The organism is Neobacillus niacini, from assembly GCF_036961885.1.
Taxonomy (GTDB): domain Bacteria; phylum Bacillota; class Bacilli; order Bacillales; family Cytobacillaceae; genus Neobacillus; species Neobacillus niacini_H.
On the sequence record NZ_JBALNQ010000053.1, the window covers coordinates 4,245 to 20,985 of the forward strand.

Here is a 16,741-nt window from a genome sequence, read left to right on the forward strand (position 1 = left end):
ATTTGGATTTGGAAGACCATTTGGATTTGGATTTGGAAGACCATTTGGATTCGGTTTTGGATTACCATTCTTAGGGGGATTAGCGCTAGGTGCAGCATTAAGTCCAGGGTTCGGATATGGATACCCTTATCCATACCCATACCCATATTATGGCTACCCGTACTATCCTTATTATTAATAACTCAAAAATTAAGGGCTTCATAGCGAACAGCTTGAAGCCTTTTTAATGAAGTTATGGTAAAATGAAAGTGCTTTCATATCAGAGTAATAATTTTTTTAAATTTTATTAAGCTATTATTAATTGGGGGTATGTAAATGCGAATTGGTGTACCGAAAGAAATAAAAAATAATGAAAATCGTGTTGCAATGACACCAGCAGGGGTATTCAATATACTGAAGTTTGGACATGAAGTTTATATTGAAACAAGTGCAGGTCAAGGTTCTGGTTTCACTGATGAGGATTATATTTCTGCTGGTGCAAAAATAGTGCTAACGGCATCTGAAGCATGGTCAACGGAAATGGTGATGAAGGTTAAAGAACCGCTGCCAAGTGAATACCAATACTTTCGTGAAGGTCTAATTTTATTTACATATTTACATCTAGCACCAGAGCCAGAACTAACAAAAGCATTGATTGATAAGAAAGTAGTTGGAATTGCTTATGAAACAGTCCAACTACAAAATAAATCATTACCTTTATTAACACCAATGAGTGAGGTTGCCGGAAGAATGGCTGCCCAAATTGGTGCACAATTCCTTGAAAAGGTTCATGGCGGTAAAGGGATTCTTCTCTCTGGAGTTCCAGGTGTCCAAAGAGGAATTGTTGCCATTATCGGTGGCGGTGTAGCGGGAACAAATGCTGCGAAAATGGCGATTGGACTAGGGGCAAAAGTTACCATTATTGATTTGAATCCAGAGCGCCTTCGTCAATTAGATGATATTTTTGGATCAGAAGTGACGACCCTCATTTCTAACCCATACAACATTGCTGAAGCAGTAAAGCAATCTGATGTGGTTATAGGTGCTGTTCTAATACCTGGGGCAAAAGCACCTAGGCTTGTAACGGAGGAAATGATCAAATCTATGAATCCTGGAAGTGTAGTGGTTGATATTGCTATCGATCAAGGTGGTATTTTTGAAACGACTGACCGAATAACCACACATGATAATCCAACATATATTAAGCATGGAGTTGTTCATTATGCTGTTGCTAATATGCCTGGAGCAGTCCCAAGAACTTCAACCATGGCTTTAACAAACGTAACAGTACCATATGCCATTCAAATCGCAAATAAGGGCTATAGTCAAGCGTGCCTAGATAATGAAGCTTTATTAAAAGGTATAAATACATTAGGCGGCTTCGTAACCTATGAGGCTGTGGCAGAGGCACAGGGACTTCCATTCTCCGATACAAAAACATTACTTGGACAATTATAAGAAAAAAAGCCAGCTTCGATTTCGAAGCTGGCTTTAGAATGATTAAATGATAGAGCCGCATTTGCCGTACCTCATATAAGAAAGTTTTAAACCACCACTCCTCAAAGTGGGTGTTCGCAAAAGCCTTCTATGCATGTCCTCCATGTCGTTTAGACAGAGGCTTGTCATTTCAGCTTTGATAGTAAAACTCCCTTTTACAGCTTAAAGGTTAAAACTTTATTATCACTACGAGCAACGCAGCTTGTATTTTTATAATACTGCAATTTCTTCATCCATTCAATGGTAAAAGCCACCAAACAACTATTTAATGATTTGTAGTTCTTTAGGGAATTTTGTAAGGACTTTTGCCCCGACTGCCGTAATCAATATATCATCCTCAATCCGTACTCCAGCTACATTTGGCACATAAATCCCTGGTTCAATTGTATATACCATCCCTTCTTCAATCACTAATTGGTTTGTTTCTGTTATCGAAGGGTACTCATGTACACTAATTCCTAATCCATGCCCGAGGCGGTGTGGGAAGTATTCTCCATAGCCAGCTTCAGCTATGATTCTTCTTGCTGTCAGGTCAACCTCTGCAGCGGTAACACCAGGTTTACTTGCTTCAATAGCAGCTAATTGTCCCCTAAGGACGGTATCATAGATTTCTTTTTGTTTATCATTTATATCACCAAATGCAACAGTTCTGGTAATATCTGAGCAATAGCGATCAACAACAACACCTAAATCGAAAAGAACAAGATCGCCTTTTTTGATTTTTGTAGCTCCAGGATTTCCATGTGGTGAAGCTGCATTTGCTCCGGTAAGTACCATTGTTGAAAATGACATTTCTGTTACGCCTTTTTGCTTAAGGGCAAATTCAACCGCATTGAGGACGTCTAATTCCGTTCTACCTTCTTTGATTTCACTACAGCCCACTTCAATGGCATAGTCAGCCAGTGCACAAGCTTCCTCGATACTTTTTAATTCCTTCGCATCTTTAATCATTCGTAGTTTTCTTAACTTTTCTTCTGCGGAAACAAAAGCAGCGCTTGGAAATAATGCAGTCAAAAGCTCATAGCGCTCTACATTCATATGTTCTTTTTCAATTGCGACGTTCTTTACTCCTATGTTTCTCTTTTTGATCGAACTATGTACTAATTCCCATGGGTTTTCGATATCACTATACCCGATGATTTCATAATTCCAACCAGATCGGTTAACATCATGCACTTCCATTCCGGGACATACAAGGAAAGGCTCTTCCTCTTGGAATACTGCTAACCCTAATAAACGCTCGTGGGGATCTGAGAAAAACCCGCTTAAATAAAATACATTCTCTGAAGAGCTGATGAAGCTCACTTCAATCCCATTTTCCTTCATCCATGTTTGCAGGTTTATTAATCGTTGATTCATTTTTTCTCCTCCTAAATTAAACATTCCAACTTGAGAGTATCAATTTTAAAACCATGTGTAAACATAGCATGTGCTAAAACAACTGATTTTTGGATATAAATGAGGAAGGAATTTTAAAATTCTTATGGAAGTAATACTATAAACATTATGGAGGAGATGAGTAGATGAAGGTATCTTATCACGGGCATTCAGTTGTTCAAATTCAAGTCAATGGCAAAAGGATTATCATTGATCCGTTTATTAGGGGTAACCAACTAACAGACTTGAGAGTGGATGATATAAATCCAGATGTAATTCTCATAACTCATGGTCACAATGATCATGTTGGAGATACAGTCGAATTAGCCAAAAAAAATAATGCCCTTGTTATTGCTAATCACGAGCTTTCTACCTTTCTGGGATGGCAAGGGGTGAATACTTACGGTATGCATATCGGCGGTGCACATCAATTTGATTTTGGAAAAGTTAAATTAACACAAGCTTTTCATGGTTCTAGCTATGAGACCAAGAATAAGGAACTAGTTTATTGTGGCATGCCAGCGGGAATTCTTTTTATGGCGGAGGGAAAAACGATTTACCATGCAGGAGATACGGGGCTGTTTTCAGATATGAAGCTCATTGGTGAAAGGCATCCGATTGATTTAGCTTTCTTGCCAATCGGTGATAATTTTACCATGGGACCAGAAGACGCAGCATATGCTGCTAAATTACTAGGGGCAAAAATAATTGTACCAATCCATTACAATACGTTTCCACCTATTAAGCAAGACCCTGCCCAGTTTATTGAAATGCTTGAGAATAAGAATGGAAAAGTTCTTGGTGCTGGAGATTTTATAGAATTATAATACTTTTTTCTTCCTTCCTTGCATAAATTGAAACAAGCAGTTTAAGGAAGGGAGATTAAGAATGAAAAAGAACCGATATTTACTATGCTTGTTGCTCTGTGGGTTCATGCTTTATTTTGCTGTTCCGAGACTATCAATTGGTGCAGAAGGTCTCGAAGGAATTTTTGCCCTAGCTTGGCTTGGACTTGCCTTAATTGTTATCGCAGGAAATCTCACAGCACTTTTGTATACTCCAAGAATATCAGCAGAAAGACGCCAGCAGCCACGAATAAACAAAAAATCAAGATCTTATTACTGATACTAAATTTGTAAAGGGAGCCTGGTATTTGCAGGCTCCCTACGAATTTTTGTAAAAGAATTTAGGAATTTAATTAAAATAATGGTAAAATTATATAACGATTATTATTTTAATTAAAGGGTTTTAAGAAATGGGTGAAGGTCTTGGCTACTAAGCATGAACTGATTCTGCAATATATTGATGAACTTCCTGTCGGAGAAAAAATATCGGTACGTCAAATCGCTAAGGCGTTAAATGTAAGTGAAGGTACAGCGTATAGAGCCATCAAGGAAGCAGAAAATAAAGGGTATGTCAGTACCATTGAACGCGTTGGTACGATTAGGATAGAAAGAAAGAAAAAAGAGAATATTGAAAAGCTTACTTTTGCTGAAGTGGTAAACATTGTCGAAGGCCAGGTGCTTGGCGGAAGGACAGGCTTGCATAAAACACTTAATAAATTTGTTATCGGTGCAATGAAACTTGAGGCGATGATGCGCTATACCGGTCCTGATAACTTGTTAATTGTCGGAAACCGTTCGCAGGCACAGGAGCTTGCCTTGAAAGCTGGTGCAGCTGTCTTAATTACGGGTGGATTTGATACGGAGGACGATATCAAGAGATTAGCAGACCGTCTTGAGATGCCGATTATCTCGACCAGTTATGATACTTTTACCGTGGCAACAATGATAAACCGTGCCATCTATGATCAGTTAATTAAAAAGGAAATCATTTTAGTTGAGGATATTCTCACCCCGCTATCAGAAACATTTTATCTAAATACCTCCGATAAGGTTTCAAAGTGGCATGACTTGAATCATGAAACCACGCATAGCCGTTATCCAGTTGTCGATCAGAATATGAAGATACAAGGAATGGTAACCGCAAAGGATATCATGGGGCAGGATGCTGACATCATTATCGATCGAATTATGACGAAACAACCAATGTCGGTCTCAGAGAAGACAAGTGTTGCCTCAACAGCACATATGATGGTCTGGGAAGGAATTGAAGTTCTCCCTGTTGTCGATGATTCCAACCGTCTTCAAGGCATTATTAGCAGACAGGATGTAATAAAAGCACTGCAAATGAACCAACGTCAGCCACAGGTGGGTGAAACACTTGATGATATTGTTACCAACCAAATGGTATTAATGCGCGGAAGAGCAAAAGGTGAGGAAGCGTATTCCTGCGAAGTAACCCCGCAAATGACCAACCATCTAGGCACGATCTCATATGGAGTGTTTACCACGATTGTATCAGATGCTGCCAACAGGATATTACGAAGCTATAAAAAAGGTGATTTGGTTGTTGAAAATATGACAATCTACTTTTTAAAGCCAGTCCAGATGGAAAGTGTCTTAGAAATCTACCCAAGAGTCCTCGAAGTAGGCCGTAAATTTGGCAAAGTAGACGTTGAAGTCTTTAATGACAATATCTTAGTTGGAAAAGCAATGATGATGTGTCAATTAATTGACCGGAATTAAAAAAAGCCGCTTCATGATGAGCGGCTCTCGTTCATTGCTTCTTCAGCAGCAAAGGGAAGATAGTGTTTATATTTTTTGAATCCGACCCAGCCAAATACACCGCCATACACAATAAAGATTATGGACACAACAAAGGTAACAGTCGTTTCAGATATAAAGAATAAATGATTAATACCAAATAAGCAGACAAACAAGCCAAGAGCTATATTGGATTTAGCAGCAATCCATTTCTTTTCAACCGGAAGGCGGCTTCTAAAATATTTGGTTTTATAGAATAAATAGAAAGCAAAGAGAATGACAATAAAAAACACTAGAACAGACATTAAATTTCCTCCAAGTCTAAAATTCTCTTGTTAATTGTACATATTATTTTAACAAAATACTACCCCTGCATCCTGCATCAAAAACTATAGAGGTGATAACAGTGAATGAAAAAATTTTAGAAATGATTGAAAAATATGAAACCATCATCGTTCATCGTCATGTTCGTCCAGACCCGGATGCCTATGGCTCTCAATGTGGATTGGTAGAAATATTAAAAGCATCCTACCCCGATAAAAAGATATTTGCAGTTGGGAAGGAAGAAAAGTCACTCCATTTTATGCGCCGACTTGACGCCATTGAAGATAAGGAATATGAAGGAGCGTTAGTAATTGTTTGTGACACGGCAAATGCTGAAAGAATTTGTGACCAACGTTTTTCATTGGGAGATAAACTGATAAAAATAGATCATCACCCTAACGAGGACCCGTACGGCGATTTATTGTGGGTAGACACAACCGCAAGTTCCTGCAGTGAGATGATTTATGAATTCTATTTATTTGGCAAAGACCGCGGATTAAAATTAAATGATGAGGCTGCTAGGCTTTTATTCGGTGGAATTGTTGGGGATACTGGGAGATTCCTATTTCCAAGTACGACAGACAAAACCTTTGCTTACGCAGGCGAACTGATCCATTATAATTTTTCCCGTACCGAACTTTTTGACAAAATGTATGAGCTAGATACGAACATAATTAAACTAAACGGCTACATTCTCCAAAATTTTGAAATGCAGAGTAACGGTCTTGCTTCTGTTGTACTTACAAAGAAATTATTGGAAGAATACGAAGCTGTACCATCAGAAGCTTCTTTACTTGTTGGAACCTTAGGAAATGTTAAAGGGATATTGGCATGGGTCTTTTTCATAGAGGAGGAAGACCAAATCAGGGTCCGACTTCGTTCAAAGGGTCCAGTCATTAATGGGATTGCAAGAATGTTTAAGGGCGGCGGCCATCCGCTTGCTTCGGGTGCATCCATCCATTCATGGGACGAAGTCGACCAGGTATTAAAAGAGCTTAGCAAAGCATGTGAAAATTATCAGTTATAATAAAAAATCGGCCTTCAATTTGACGGCCGATTTTTACTTTTCAAATTCGATTTCAAGTTGAATGGAGAGGGTTGTGAAGATCACCATTTCCTTTACTTGTAGTTTATACCGTTTGTCATGTATTTTTACGGGTTTATTTTGAATGATTTTTTTGATTAATTCCTTGCTTTTATAGACAGTGTCAATATCCTTTGCAAGCATCAGACTTATGTCATCTTTTACCGAATCTTCAATTTCTGAAACACTCAGTAAGTCTAGTTTGTATTTTTCTGAATTCGTTATTTTTACGTTGATTTTTTGTATGGTAAGCTGCTCAATCGTCCGTTTATTTATCTCTTTATATTCTTCCTGCCATATCTTTTTTTCATTTTCTAAGTCAACAATTTTTTCACTCTGTTCATTAATCAACGCCGTATGCTTCTCCTGCCAGACTCCATGAATATAAATAAAAATGCACCAACTGATTGCGCCGCCAATAGCCATGCCAGCAAAAAAACGCTGCCAACCAGGTTTTCGATAATAGGGAGGAATTCTCACGATATATACTCCTGAGTTAACCAGTTAATAATCAGTGCGCCTGTCTGTGCGCCTCCTAATGCAGAAAGGATGATGAGGAGCTGTTTAAAAATATCTCTTGTCTCCGCATTGAATAACCCTCTCTCAAAGGTGTAGACGGCATCAAATGTTCCGCCAATAGCAGCAACAATTGCCCAGATTCTTAAGTCTGTAGACAGCCGGTAAACCGCAGTCAAAGGGGGTTGTCCAGTTAAAAAGGCCGCAATCCCACCAATTAAAGCTCCCCCTAAAATAACTCCTAAGGCAATAAAATAGCTTTCAATAAAAGTCGGAAAAAAACCGATCTCTTTCATAACCTCAACCGCCCCTATTTAAATATCTTATGTATCATGTATATGGACAAACCACCCTGATTATGATTTTAAAAATAAGAACATATTTTCCTTTTTTACCGATAGGCTCTATAATGTAGGTAAGAGATCTAGTTGGAAGGGGTGACAAAAATGTCTTTTATTCACCTTCATGTATATAGTGCGTTTAGTTTGTTAACAAGCACAGCATCCGTTAATGAATTGATCGTTAATGCAAAGAAAAAAGGCTTTAAAGCGATAGCCTTAACAGATAGAAATGTTATGTATGGAACCATTGAATTTTATAAATTATGTATAAAAAATGGTATCCAGCCAATTATTGGGTTAACCGTAGATGTGGAAAGTGAAAACGAGAAGGAAAATTCCTACCCGTTAGTATTACTAGCTGAAAATGAAATAGGATTTAAAAACCTGTTAAAAATATCGAGTGCTGTTCAAACAAAAGCTGATAATGGAATTCCTTTTAAATGGTTAAAACATTATTCAGATGGTCTCATTGCCATTTCTCCGGGAATAGAAGGCGAGATTGAACAAAATTTACTAAATGGAAAACAGGAACAAGCGATAGAAATAATTGAAAAACTTCAGTCCATCTTTGGAATGGGATCCTTTTTTCTAGCTATTCAAAATCATCAAATTGAAAAGGAAGCTATTGTTACAAGGAAGATTCAAACGATTGCCGAAAAACAAAAAATTCCCATGGTTGCAACAAATAGAGTTCATTACATTGAACAAGAAGATATGTTTGCACACGAATGTTTACTTGCGATTAAAAATGGCGACAAACTCCAGGATGATCACAGAGAAAGGTTAGATAGCGATCAATTCTATTTAAAAACCGCGATAGAAATGATTGAAGTCTTTGCTGAAATACCCGATGCCTTAGAGAACACGATTGCAATCGCTAAAAGATGCATGGTAAACATCGAATTGAATAAAACCTATCTACCTGAATTTCCGACAGAAAATGGCCAACCAGCAGCGGAATACCTCGGAAAACTCTGCCAAAAAGGGTTGCGAGAGCGCTTCGAATCACCAACCCGTGAACATATGGAACGATTGTCCTATGAATTATCAGTCATTAACTCAATGAAATTCAGTAACTACTTTTTAATTGTTTGGGATTTTATGAGATATGCCCGGGAGAATGGTATTTTGACAGGTCCAGGAAGGGGTTCGGCAGCTGGGTCACTCGTTGCTTATGTATTGTATATAACGGATGTAGACCCACTAGCCCATCAGTTATTGTTCGAGCGCTTCTTGAATCCAGAGCGGATTTCGATGCCAGATATAGATATTGATTTTCCAGACCACCGCCGGGATGAAGTTATCGAATATGTTGCAAAGAAATACGGTGAACTACATGTAGCTCAAATTGTAACATTTGGCACGATGGCTGCCAAGGGAGCAATGAGGGATGTTGGTAGAGCATTTGGCTTGAATACCAAGGAGCTAGAACAATTATCAAGGCGTATTCCATCAAGGTTAGGAATAAATCTAGAAGATGCTTTTAAAGAATCGCAGCCATTACGGGCATTTATTGATGAAAGCCCACTAAATCGAAAACTTTTTGATACAGCTTTAAAGTTAGAGGGATTGCCTCGCCATACATCAACACATGCTGCCGGTGTCGTTATTAGTGAGAAGCAACTGGTAGAGTTAATCCCCATTCAAAAGGGACATAATCATGTTTATTTGACGCAGTATTCTATGGATCATCTTGAAGAAATAGGATTACTGAAAATGGATTTTCTTGGTCTGAGAAATTTATCATTGATCGAATCCATCACAGCTTCCATAAAAAAGAAAACCGGAAGAAAAATAGATATTAAAAAGATACCATTAAATGATGAAAAAACGTTTGAATTATTAGCAAGGGGAGAGACAACAGGGATTTTCCAGCTGGAATCAGAGGGGATGAGAAAGGTATTATTGCGTTTAAAACCTTCACGATTTGAAGATATTGTTGCAGTTAATGCCTTATACCGTCCTGGACCAATGGAGAATATTCCTCTGTTTATTGATCGGAAACATGGAAGACAGGCAGTGGAATACCCTCATAAAGATTTGGAACCCATCCTGGAAAATACTTATGGAGTCATCGTGTACCAGGAACAAATCATGCAGATTGCCTCCGTCATGGCCGGATTTTCTCTTGGCGAGGCAGACCTTTTACGGAGGGCAGTAGGGAAGAAGCAGAAGGATGTGTTAGACAGAGAACGAAACCATTTCGTCCAAGGTGCTTTAAAGAAAGGATATGACCTGGTACTTGCTAATGATATTTATGACCTAATCGTTCGATTTGCGAACTATGGGTTCAATCGAAGCCATGCGGTTGCCTACAGTATGATTACGTACCAGCTTGCTTTTCTAAAAGCGAATTACTCTGTTTATTTTATGGCGGGTTTGCTCACATCTGCAATTGGAAATGAAACAAAAATAGCCCAGTATATCTTAGAATCAAAGCAGAATGAAATCGAGATTCTGCCTCCTTCTATCAATTACAGCGGTTTTTCTTTTCAGGTAGAGAAGTCGAGTATCAGATACAGCCTTGCAGCTATTAAAAGTGTAGGTGCGGCTGCACTAAAGGAAATTTTTCGAGCAAGAAAAAATAAAAAGTTTGAGGATCTATTTGATTTTTGCACACGAGTTTCTTCCAAAGCTATCAATCGAAAAACGTTGGAGGTCCTTGTTCATTCTGGAAGTTTTGATGAATTTAAGGAAGATCGTGCGGTCTTACTTGCTAGTTTGGACGTGGCGCTCGAACATGCGCAATTATTCAAGGTGGATGATTCAAGTCAAGTCGAATTATTTATGGATGAATTTCAGCTGAAGCCAAAGTACGTACAGGTTGATCCTATCAGGCTGGAGGATAAGCTTTTTTTTGAAAAAGAGGCACTCGGATTCTACCTTTCTGATCATCCGGTATCCATTTTTGAAATGAGACTCAAACAAGCTGGAGCATTGGTTTTATTTGAATTATCAGTGGATCATAAACGTGCATCTGTGGGTGTTTATATAACATCATCAAGAAAAATCCGTACAAAAAAAGGTGAGTCCATGGCCTTTTTGAATGTTAGTGATTCTAGCGGAGAAATGGAAGCAGTCGTTTTTCCAGTTGTATATAAAAAGTATTCTCACCTTTTAGATCAGGGAAACCTTGCAGTAATAGAGGGGAGAATTGAAGAACGAGATGATAAGCTTCAATTTATAATTCAACAAGTATCTGAAATAGAAACATGGATTACTACAAGGGCCAAGCAGGGCTCGATTTTATATCTAAAAGTAGTCGAGGAAAAACAAGATGAGCAATCATTAAATCAATTAAAACAATTATTTAAAGGTAATACTGGAAAGACACAAGTTGTCCTGCATTATGAAGCCAGTAAGAAAACCTTTAAATTGGGTAGTGAATTTATGGTCCAACCAAACGTTAATCTAATGAATTTATTGAGTGATTTTCTAGGAAAAGATAATGTAGTTTTGAAAGAATAATTCTTTACAACGATTGAAGATATGGTATAGTGTAAATGGATAAACGTGGTCTGACCACTAGAAAAACATACTAGAGAAACTTGTATTTGATCGGATCTGTTTGTACTAATATAAGGGGTGGTATATTTTGACTTTACGGGAAGAAGCACTACATATGCATCGAATTAACAAAGGAAAGCTTGAGTCTAAATCAAAAGTACCTGTAAGAAATGCCAAAGATCTTAGTTTAGCGTATTCTCCTGGAGTTGCTGAACCGTGTAAAGATATTTATGAAAAACCAGAAATGGTTTACGATTACACGATGAAGGGCAATATGGTTGCTATAGTCACAGATGGGACAGCTGTTTTAGGTCTAGGAAATATTGGACCAGAAGCTGCACTTCCAGTAATGGAAGGAAAAGCTGTATTATTTAAAAGCTTTGCTGGTGTCGATGCCTTCCCAATTTGTTTAAATACAACGGATGTTGAAAAAATAATTGAAACAGTTAAGTTACTCGAGCCGACATTTGGTGGAGTGAATCTAGAAGATATTGCCGCTCCAAATTGCTTTGTGATTGAAGAAAGATTAAAAAAAGAAACCAATATTCCTATTTTTCATGATGATCAGCATGGTACCGCAATTGTAACTGCAGCTGGTCTTGTAAATGCTTTAAAACTAATTGGTAAAAAAATCACTGAAATAAAAGTTGTTGCTAATGGAGCTGGTGCAGCCGGCATTGCCATTATTAAACTGTTGCATAGCTATGGTGTAAGAGATATTATTATGTGTGATACAAAGGGTGCAATTTATGAAGGACGCCCTCAAGGTATGAATGATGTTAAGGCAGAAGTAGCGAAATTCACCAATCGTGATAATCTTACAGGAAGCCTTGAAGATGTAATAAAAGGTGCAGATGTATTTATTGGTGTATCTGTTGCGGGAGCACTAACAAAGGAAATGGTTGCATCCATGAATAAAGATTCAGTTATTTTTGCTATGGCTAACCCTAATCCAGAAATCATGCCGGATGTAGCAAAAGAAGCGGGAGCTAGAGTGATTGGCACAGGTAGATCCGATTTTCCTAACCAAGTAAATAATGTCCTAGCTTTCCCAGGAATTTTCCGTGGTGCACTAGATGTGCGTGCGACCCATATAAACGAAAAGATGAAGGTAGCAGCAGTTGAGGCAATTGCTAGCTTAATCCATGAATCAGAGCTAAATGAGGATTATGTTATCCCTGCACCTTTTGATCCGAGAGTTGCACCAGCTGTTGCTGCTGCAGTAGCTAAAGCCGCTATGGAGACAGGTGTTGCCCGTATTAAGGTTGACCCTGAAGATATTAAAGAAAAAACAATGAGGCTCGCTATTATCGGAAAAAGTGAGTGATTAGGTAGTGACGAATAAAAAAGTATATCTAGAAATTGTTAAACAGCTAAGAGAGATGATATCAGCAGATAATTTAGTATCTGGTGATAAAATCCCATCTGAACGGGAATTGTCTGAGCGCCTAAATGTAGGGCGCTCTTCCGTTCGAGAAGCATTAAGGGCATTGGAACTGCTCGGTTTAATTGAGACGAGACGCGGTGAAGGTACTTTCATAAGAGATTTTCAGGGTAACCAGCTTGTGCAGCTGCTCGGCACCTTTATTCTCCAAGATGAAAAAGCGAAGCTGGATGTGATTGAAACAAAGAACCTAATTGAAATGGATTTACTGCGATTAGTTTTAAATAGAGCAGACGAGAAGCGGCTAATGAATTTAAAGAGTCAGGTTGAAAAAAATCTATTAAATGATGATCAATTCTTTTCTCAGCTAAATGACATTGCAGATAATTATTTGTTTTCGAGAATCTGGTTAATATTAAAAGATTATTACCATTCAGTTCACCAAAAGAATATAAAGTATAATCAGAATAACCTTTTACTATTAATTGAAGCATTGATAGAAAAAGATGAGATAAAGACATTATCCGCTTATCGGCAATTAAGAAATTTGTCTATTTTAACCGACAAATACTAACAGATTTTGAAGGATTTATCCTTTATAGTGATAGACAAGCCAACAAGCCCTAATAAAAGTGGGCATTTTTAATTTTTAGGTGGTCTGACCAGTTAAAGATACGTTTGAATTGTCAATATTTTAGGATAGACTTCAATAAGGCACTTTTCTTAAACTTTGTTGCTTTTAGGAACAAAATAATATTAGTGCTGGGTCTTCACAGTAAAAAGCATAAATTTATTAAGAAAAGAGCTTGCAAACTAAAAAAAGGCGAAAAACTAACTATTGTCACGTTAAAATCGGCTTTAAGATTTTAACAACAATCGTTACGAAAACAGCCTCAATAAAAGATAATAAAAACTTGCCGTTTGGCTTGATTTTTTTTCAAACATGGGAGGTTTGGACAAATTGCTTAAAGACCTTTTTACAAAAAATACACCTAAAAAGAAGAAATATGCAACGATTCCTACCGAGGCTGCGAAAAGTGATGTACCTGAAGGGATTATGACTAAATGTCCATCATGTAAAACCATTATGTATACAAAAGAATTAACGAAAAATATGAAGGTTTGCTTGCAGTGTGGGCATCACTTTGCCATGACCGCAAAAGAGCGGATTGTCAGCTTTTTAGATGAGGACAGTTTTATAGAAATCAATGAAAATATGGTGTCTGAAAATCCATTGAACTTCCCAGACTACCTTGAAAAAGTAGAAAAAGACCGTCAAAAAACAAAAATTAATGAAGCTGTTGTAACGGGCAGTGGAAGTGTTAATGGAAATAAGCTTGTTTTAGCCATTATGGATTCCACCTTTAGAATGGGTAGTATGGGTTCTGTAGTCGGTGAAAAAATAACTCGCGCAATTGAAAAAGCAGATGAATTGTCAGTACCATTTATTATTTTTACAGCATCTGGCGGTGCTAGGATGCAAGAAGGGGTCCTTAGTTTAATGCAAATGGCCAAAACAAGTGTCGCTTTAAAGCGATTTAGTGATAATGGCGGGCTAATTATTTCGATGATGACCCATCCAACAACGGGCGGTGTTTCAGCAAGCTTCGCGTCACTTGGTGATTATAACTTTGCAGAGCCGGGGGCGTTAATTGGTTTTGCAGGACGGAGAGTCATCGAACAATCCATTCGTGAGGAACTTCCTGAAGATTTCCAAACATCAGAATTCCTTTTGAAGCATGGTCAGCTGGATGCTATTATTTCCCGTCTGGATTTAATCGATCAAATCACAAACATACTTGAAATTCATCAACCAGGAGGTGAGCTCGGATGGTAGGGGAATTAGAATTTGAACGCCCAATCGTGCAACTAAGAAACAAAATTGCCGAACTAAAAGAGTTTACAAAAACTGCAGATGTAGATTTAACTTCAGAAATTGAGAAATTAGAATCAAGACTTGAAAAACTTGAAAAAGATATTTATGACAATATAAAGCCGTGGGACCGGGTTCAAATTGCCCGCCATCCCAATCGGCCAACCACATTAGATTATATTGCGAATCTCTTTGACGGGTTCTTTGAATGCCATGGAGATCGAACCTTTGGTGATGATGAAGCAATTGTCGGCGGAGTTGCTAAGTTTAGAGGCCTGCCGGTAACTGTAATTGGCCATCAAAGAGGAAAAGATACAAAGGAAAATATTCGCAGAAACTTTGGAATGCCACACCCTGAAGGCTATCGCAAAGCATTGCGGTTAATGAAGCAAGCGGATAAATTTAAACGTCCGATTATTTGCTTCATTGATACGAAAGGTGCTTATCCAGGTAAAGCAGCCGAAGAACGAGGACAAAGCGAGGCTATTGCACGTAACCTTTTTGAAATGGCCGGACTTAAGGTTCCAGTCATTTGTATCGTTATTGGTGAAGGTGGAAGTGGTGGAGCGCTGGCTTTAGGAGTAGGGAATCGTATGTATATGCTCGAAAATTCTACTTACTCTGTTATCTCACCAGAAGGTGCTGCGGCTATTCTCTGGAAGGATTCTTCACTTTCTAAGAAGGCTGCGGAGTCTATGAAAATAACGGCACCTGACCTGAAGGAACTTGGCATCATTGATGATATCATTCCAGAAATCAAGGGTGGAGCACATAAAAACGTTTTGGGTCAATCAGAGACAATTGACATCTTCTTAAAGAAATCCTTAAAGGAACTTTTAGAATTATCAGAGGAAGAATTAATCGTAGATCGTTATAATAAATTTCGGACGATTGGTGAATATTCCTTTTTAAAGGATTTTATTAGTATCTAAGGTTAAGACTTTAACAACCAATCGTTACGAGAAGCCTTTCTAAAAACGTGCTCATGGAGCACGTTTTCCTTTTTTTTTCAAATTCACACATATGACAACAAAAACCCAATAAATGTTAATGTTTCCGTTTTCAATATCGTGTTAAGCGATTTCAGTTAACCGATAATTCCGTCTATTAAAATTAGTAATATGATTAAGTTGTTATAGCCTTCGCTTTCATGGTATTTTATTAATATTACCGGATTTTATGTAAATAATAAATGAAGTACATTGTGACCGACCAAATTAATTAAACGGAAGATCTCTATCTTAGATATACATATTATTTTACTAAATCGCATGAGGTGGTATAAATGAAAAAAATTGGCGTCCTAACAAGCGGTGGTGACTCACCAGGAATGAACCCAGCTATCCGGGCTGTTGTTCGAAAGGCAATCTATCACAATGTAGAAGTTTTTGGAATTTATGGTGGATATTCTGGACTCATTTCTGGAAAAATAAAAAAACTTGAACTTGGCTCTGTAGGTGATATTATTCATCGCGGAGGGACCATGCTGCAAACTGCACGCTGTCCAGAATTTAAAACACCCGAGGGACAGCAAAAAGGCATTGAACAATTAAAAGCACATGGTATTGAAGGACTGGTTGTTATTGGCGGCGATGGTTCTTATCAAGGTGCGAGAGCTTTGACACAGCGCGGTTATCCATGTATTGGTGTGCCTGGAACAATTGATAACGATATCCCTGGTACCGAAGTAACCATTGGTTTTGATACGGCATTAAACACAGTTATTGATGCTTTGGATAAAATACGTGATACTGCAACATCTCATGAAAGAACTTTTGTGATTGAGGTAATGGGAAGGGACGCTGGTGACCTGGCATTGTATGCTGGACTAGCAGGTGGAGCAGAAACCATTCTCATTCCTGAAGAAGGCTATGATTTGGCTGAAATTGTAGACCGACTGCGCAAAGGGCAGGAACGCGGGAAGAAGCATAGTATCATTATTGTCGCTGAAGGTGTTTGCAACGGAAATGATATTGCCAAGCAGCTAAAAGAAGCAACAAACTTTGATGTTAGATTATCTGTACTTGGGCATATTCAACGCGGCGGTTCCCCAACTGCAGCTGACCGAGTGCTGGCAAGCCGCTTAGGAGCAAGAGCAGTCGAGTTATTAATTGAAGGAAAAGGCGGACGTGCAGTAGGGATTGAAAAAAACACCCTTGTTGATTACGATATCGTCGAAGCTTTAGAAAGAAAGCATAAGCTAGACCTAGAACTTGTAAAACTATCAAAAGAATTATCTATCTAAAAGTACTA

Annotated in this window: 15 protein-coding genes and 1 other RNA gene; 11 read left to right on the forward strand and 5 right to left on the reverse strand. The window is 38.2% G+C overall.

The window, feature by feature from the left end; translation table 11 throughout:
* Nucleotides 1-315 precede the first annotated feature (315 nt).
* On the forward strand, nt 316-1,437 hold the full coding sequence (ald, locus tag V7124_RS20105) for an alanine dehydrogenase (protein WP_335492772.1): 1,122 nt from the start codon (nt 316-318) through the stop codon (nt 1,435-1,437).
* Between the two features lie 48 nt (nt 1,438-1,485).
* On the opposite strand, the gene ssrS is transcribed toward ald, so the two are convergent.
* Together ssrS and V7124_RS20115 are read right to left on the reverse strand one after the other, a co-directional pair.
* Nucleotides 1,486-1,683: non-coding RNA, 6S RNA (gene ssrS / locus V7124_RS20110), on the reverse strand.
* A 54-nt stretch (nt 1,684-1,737) separates the two neighbouring features.
* A complete protein-coding gene (locus V7124_RS20115) occupies nt 1,738-2,835 on the reverse strand; it encodes a M24 family metallopeptidase (protein ID WP_335492775.1) in 1,098 nt (365 codons plus the stop codon).
* A gap of 164 nt (nt 2,836-2,999) precedes the next feature.
* Here V7124_RS20115 and V7124_RS20120 point away from each other — a divergent pair, with 164 nt between their 5' ends.
* The 3 genes from V7124_RS20120 (at nt 3,000) to V7124_RS20130 (ending at nt 5,441) form a co-directional block, all read left to right on the forward strand.
* Nucleotides 3,000-3,680 carry a metal-dependent hydrolase gene (locus V7124_RS20120; protein ID WP_335492778.1) on the forward strand — a complete coding sequence of 227 codons (681 nt, stop codon included), beginning with the start codon at nt 3,000-3,002 and terminating at the stop codon, nt 3,678-3,680.
* Nucleotides 3,681-3,741: 61 nt separating this feature from the next.
* Nucleotides 3,742-3,978 (forward strand): hypothetical protein, encoded by a 237-nt coding sequence (locus V7124_RS20125; RefSeq protein ID WP_335410852.1) that lies wholly within the window; start codon nt 3,742-3,744, stop codon nt 3,976-3,978.
* 143 nt (nt 3,979-4,121) lie between these two features.
* A complete protein-coding gene (locus V7124_RS20130; RefSeq protein WP_335410850.1) occupies nt 4,122-5,441 on the forward strand; it encodes a CBS domain-containing protein in 1,320 nt (439 codons plus the stop codon).
* Between the two features lie 11 nt (nt 5,442-5,452).
* On the opposite strand, the gene V7124_RS20135 is transcribed toward V7124_RS20130, so the two are convergent.
* Nucleotides 5,453-5,764: a YtpI family protein gene (locus V7124_RS20135; protein WP_335492781.1), complete on the reverse strand. Its 312-nt coding sequence runs from the start codon at nt 5,762-5,764 to the stop codon at nt 5,453-5,455.
* Between the two features lie 101 nt (nt 5,765-5,865).
* Here V7124_RS20135 and V7124_RS20140 point away from each other — a divergent pair, with 101 nt between their 5' ends.
* The gene (locus V7124_RS20140; protein ID WP_335492784.1) at nt 5,866-6,810 is read left to right on the forward strand and encodes a DHH family phosphoesterase; all 945 of its coding nucleotides are present in this window, start codon (nt 5,866-5,868) and stop codon (nt 6,808-6,810) included.
* A gap of 33 nt (nt 6,811-6,843) precedes the next feature.
* Here V7124_RS20140 and ytrI read toward each other — a convergent pair whose 3' ends face one another.
* A complete protein-coding gene (ytrI, locus tag V7124_RS20145; protein WP_335410845.1) occupies nt 6,844-7,347 on the reverse strand; it encodes a sporulation membrane protein YtrI in 504 nt (167 codons plus the stop codon).
* Complete coding sequence (locus V7124_RS20150) at nt 7,344-7,679, reverse strand: YtrH family sporulation protein (RefSeq protein ID WP_132093129.1); 336 nt, start codon at nt 7,677-7,679, stop codon at nt 7,344-7,346. Before V7124_RS20150 ends, ytrI begins: the two co-directional genes overlap by 4 nt.
* Before the next feature lie 150 nt (nt 7,680-7,829).
* Between V7124_RS20150 and dnaE the strand changes: the two genes are divergently transcribed.
* The 6 genes from dnaE to pfkA all read left to right on the forward strand — a co-directional run bounded on the left by dnaE (nt 7,830) and on the right by pfkA (nt 16,733).
* Nucleotides 7,830-11,192, forward strand: a complete 3,363-nt coding sequence (gene dnaE, locus V7124_RS20155) for a DNA polymerase III subunit alpha (protein ID WP_335492787.1) — start codon at nt 7,830-7,832, stop codon at nt 11,190-11,192.
* A 127-nt stretch (nt 11,193-11,319) separates the two neighbouring features.
* Nucleotides 11,320-12,558 (forward strand): NAD(P)-dependent malic enzyme, encoded by a 1,239-nt coding sequence (locus V7124_RS20160; protein WP_335410840.1) that lies wholly within the window; start codon nt 11,320-11,322, stop codon nt 12,556-12,558.
* 55 nt (nt 12,559-12,613) lie between these two features.
* The gene (locus tag V7124_RS20165; RefSeq protein ID WP_420489496.1) at nt 12,614-13,189 is read left to right on the forward strand and encodes a FadR/GntR family transcriptional regulator; all 576 of its coding nucleotides are present in this window, start codon (nt 12,614-12,616) and stop codon (nt 13,187-13,189) included.
* A gap of 387 nt (nt 13,190-13,576) precedes the next feature.
* Nucleotides 13,577-14,452 carry an acetyl-CoA carboxylase, carboxyltransferase subunit beta gene (accD, locus tag V7124_RS20170; protein ID WP_335410838.1) on the forward strand — a complete coding sequence of 292 codons (876 nt, stop codon included), beginning with the start codon at nt 13,577-13,579 and terminating at the stop codon, nt 14,450-14,452.
* On the forward strand, nt 14,446-15,420 hold the full coding sequence (gene accA, locus V7124_RS20175) for an acetyl-CoA carboxylase carboxyl transferase subunit alpha (protein ID WP_335410837.1): 975 nt from the start codon (nt 14,446-14,448) through the stop codon (nt 15,418-15,420). Before accD ends, accA begins: the two co-directional genes overlap by 7 nt.
* Before the next feature lie 353 nt (nt 15,421-15,773).
* Entirely contained in the window at nt 15,774-16,733 is a 960-nt protein-coding gene (pfkA, locus tag V7124_RS20180) for a 6-phosphofructokinase (protein ID WP_335410835.1), read from the forward strand.
* Nucleotides 16,734-16,741 lie beyond the last annotated feature (8 nt).

Coding starts and splice junctions, on each gene's coding strand:
- ald (WP_335492772.1), top strand. CDS start 316: ATGCGAATTGGTGTACCGAAAGAAATAAAAAATAATGAAAATCGTGTT.
- V7124_RS20115 (WP_335492775.1), bottom strand. CDS start 2,835: ATGAATCAACGATTAATAAACCTGCAAACATGGATGAAGGAAAATGGG.
- V7124_RS20120 (WP_335492778.1), top strand. CDS start 3,000: ATGAAGGTATCTTATCACGGGCATTCAGTTGTTCAAATTCAAGTCAAT.
- V7124_RS20125 (WP_335410852.1), top strand. CDS start 3,742: ATGAAAAAGAACCGATATTTACTATGCTTGTTGCTCTGTGGGTTCATG.
- V7124_RS20135 (WP_335492781.1), bottom strand. CDS start 5,764: ATGTCTGTTCTAGTGTTTTTTATTGTCATTCTCTTTGCTTTCTATTTA.
- V7124_RS20150 (WP_132093129.1), bottom strand. CDS start 7,679: ATGAAAGAGATCGGTTTTTTTCCGACTTTTATTGAAAGCTATTTTATT.
- dnaE (WP_335492787.1), top strand. CDS start 7,830: ATGTCTTTTATTCACCTTCATGTATATAGTGCGTTTAGTTTGTTAACA.
- V7124_RS20165 (WP_420489496.1), top strand. CDS start 12,614: ATGATATCAGCAGATAATTTAGTATCTGGTGATAAAATCCCATCTGAA.
- accA (WP_335410837.1), top strand. CDS start 14,446: ATGGTAGGGGAATTAGAATTTGAACGCCCAATCGTGCAACTAAGAAAC.
- pfkA (WP_335410835.1), top strand. CDS start 15,774: ATGAAAAAAATTGGCGTCCTAACAAGCGGTGGTGACTCACCAGGAATG.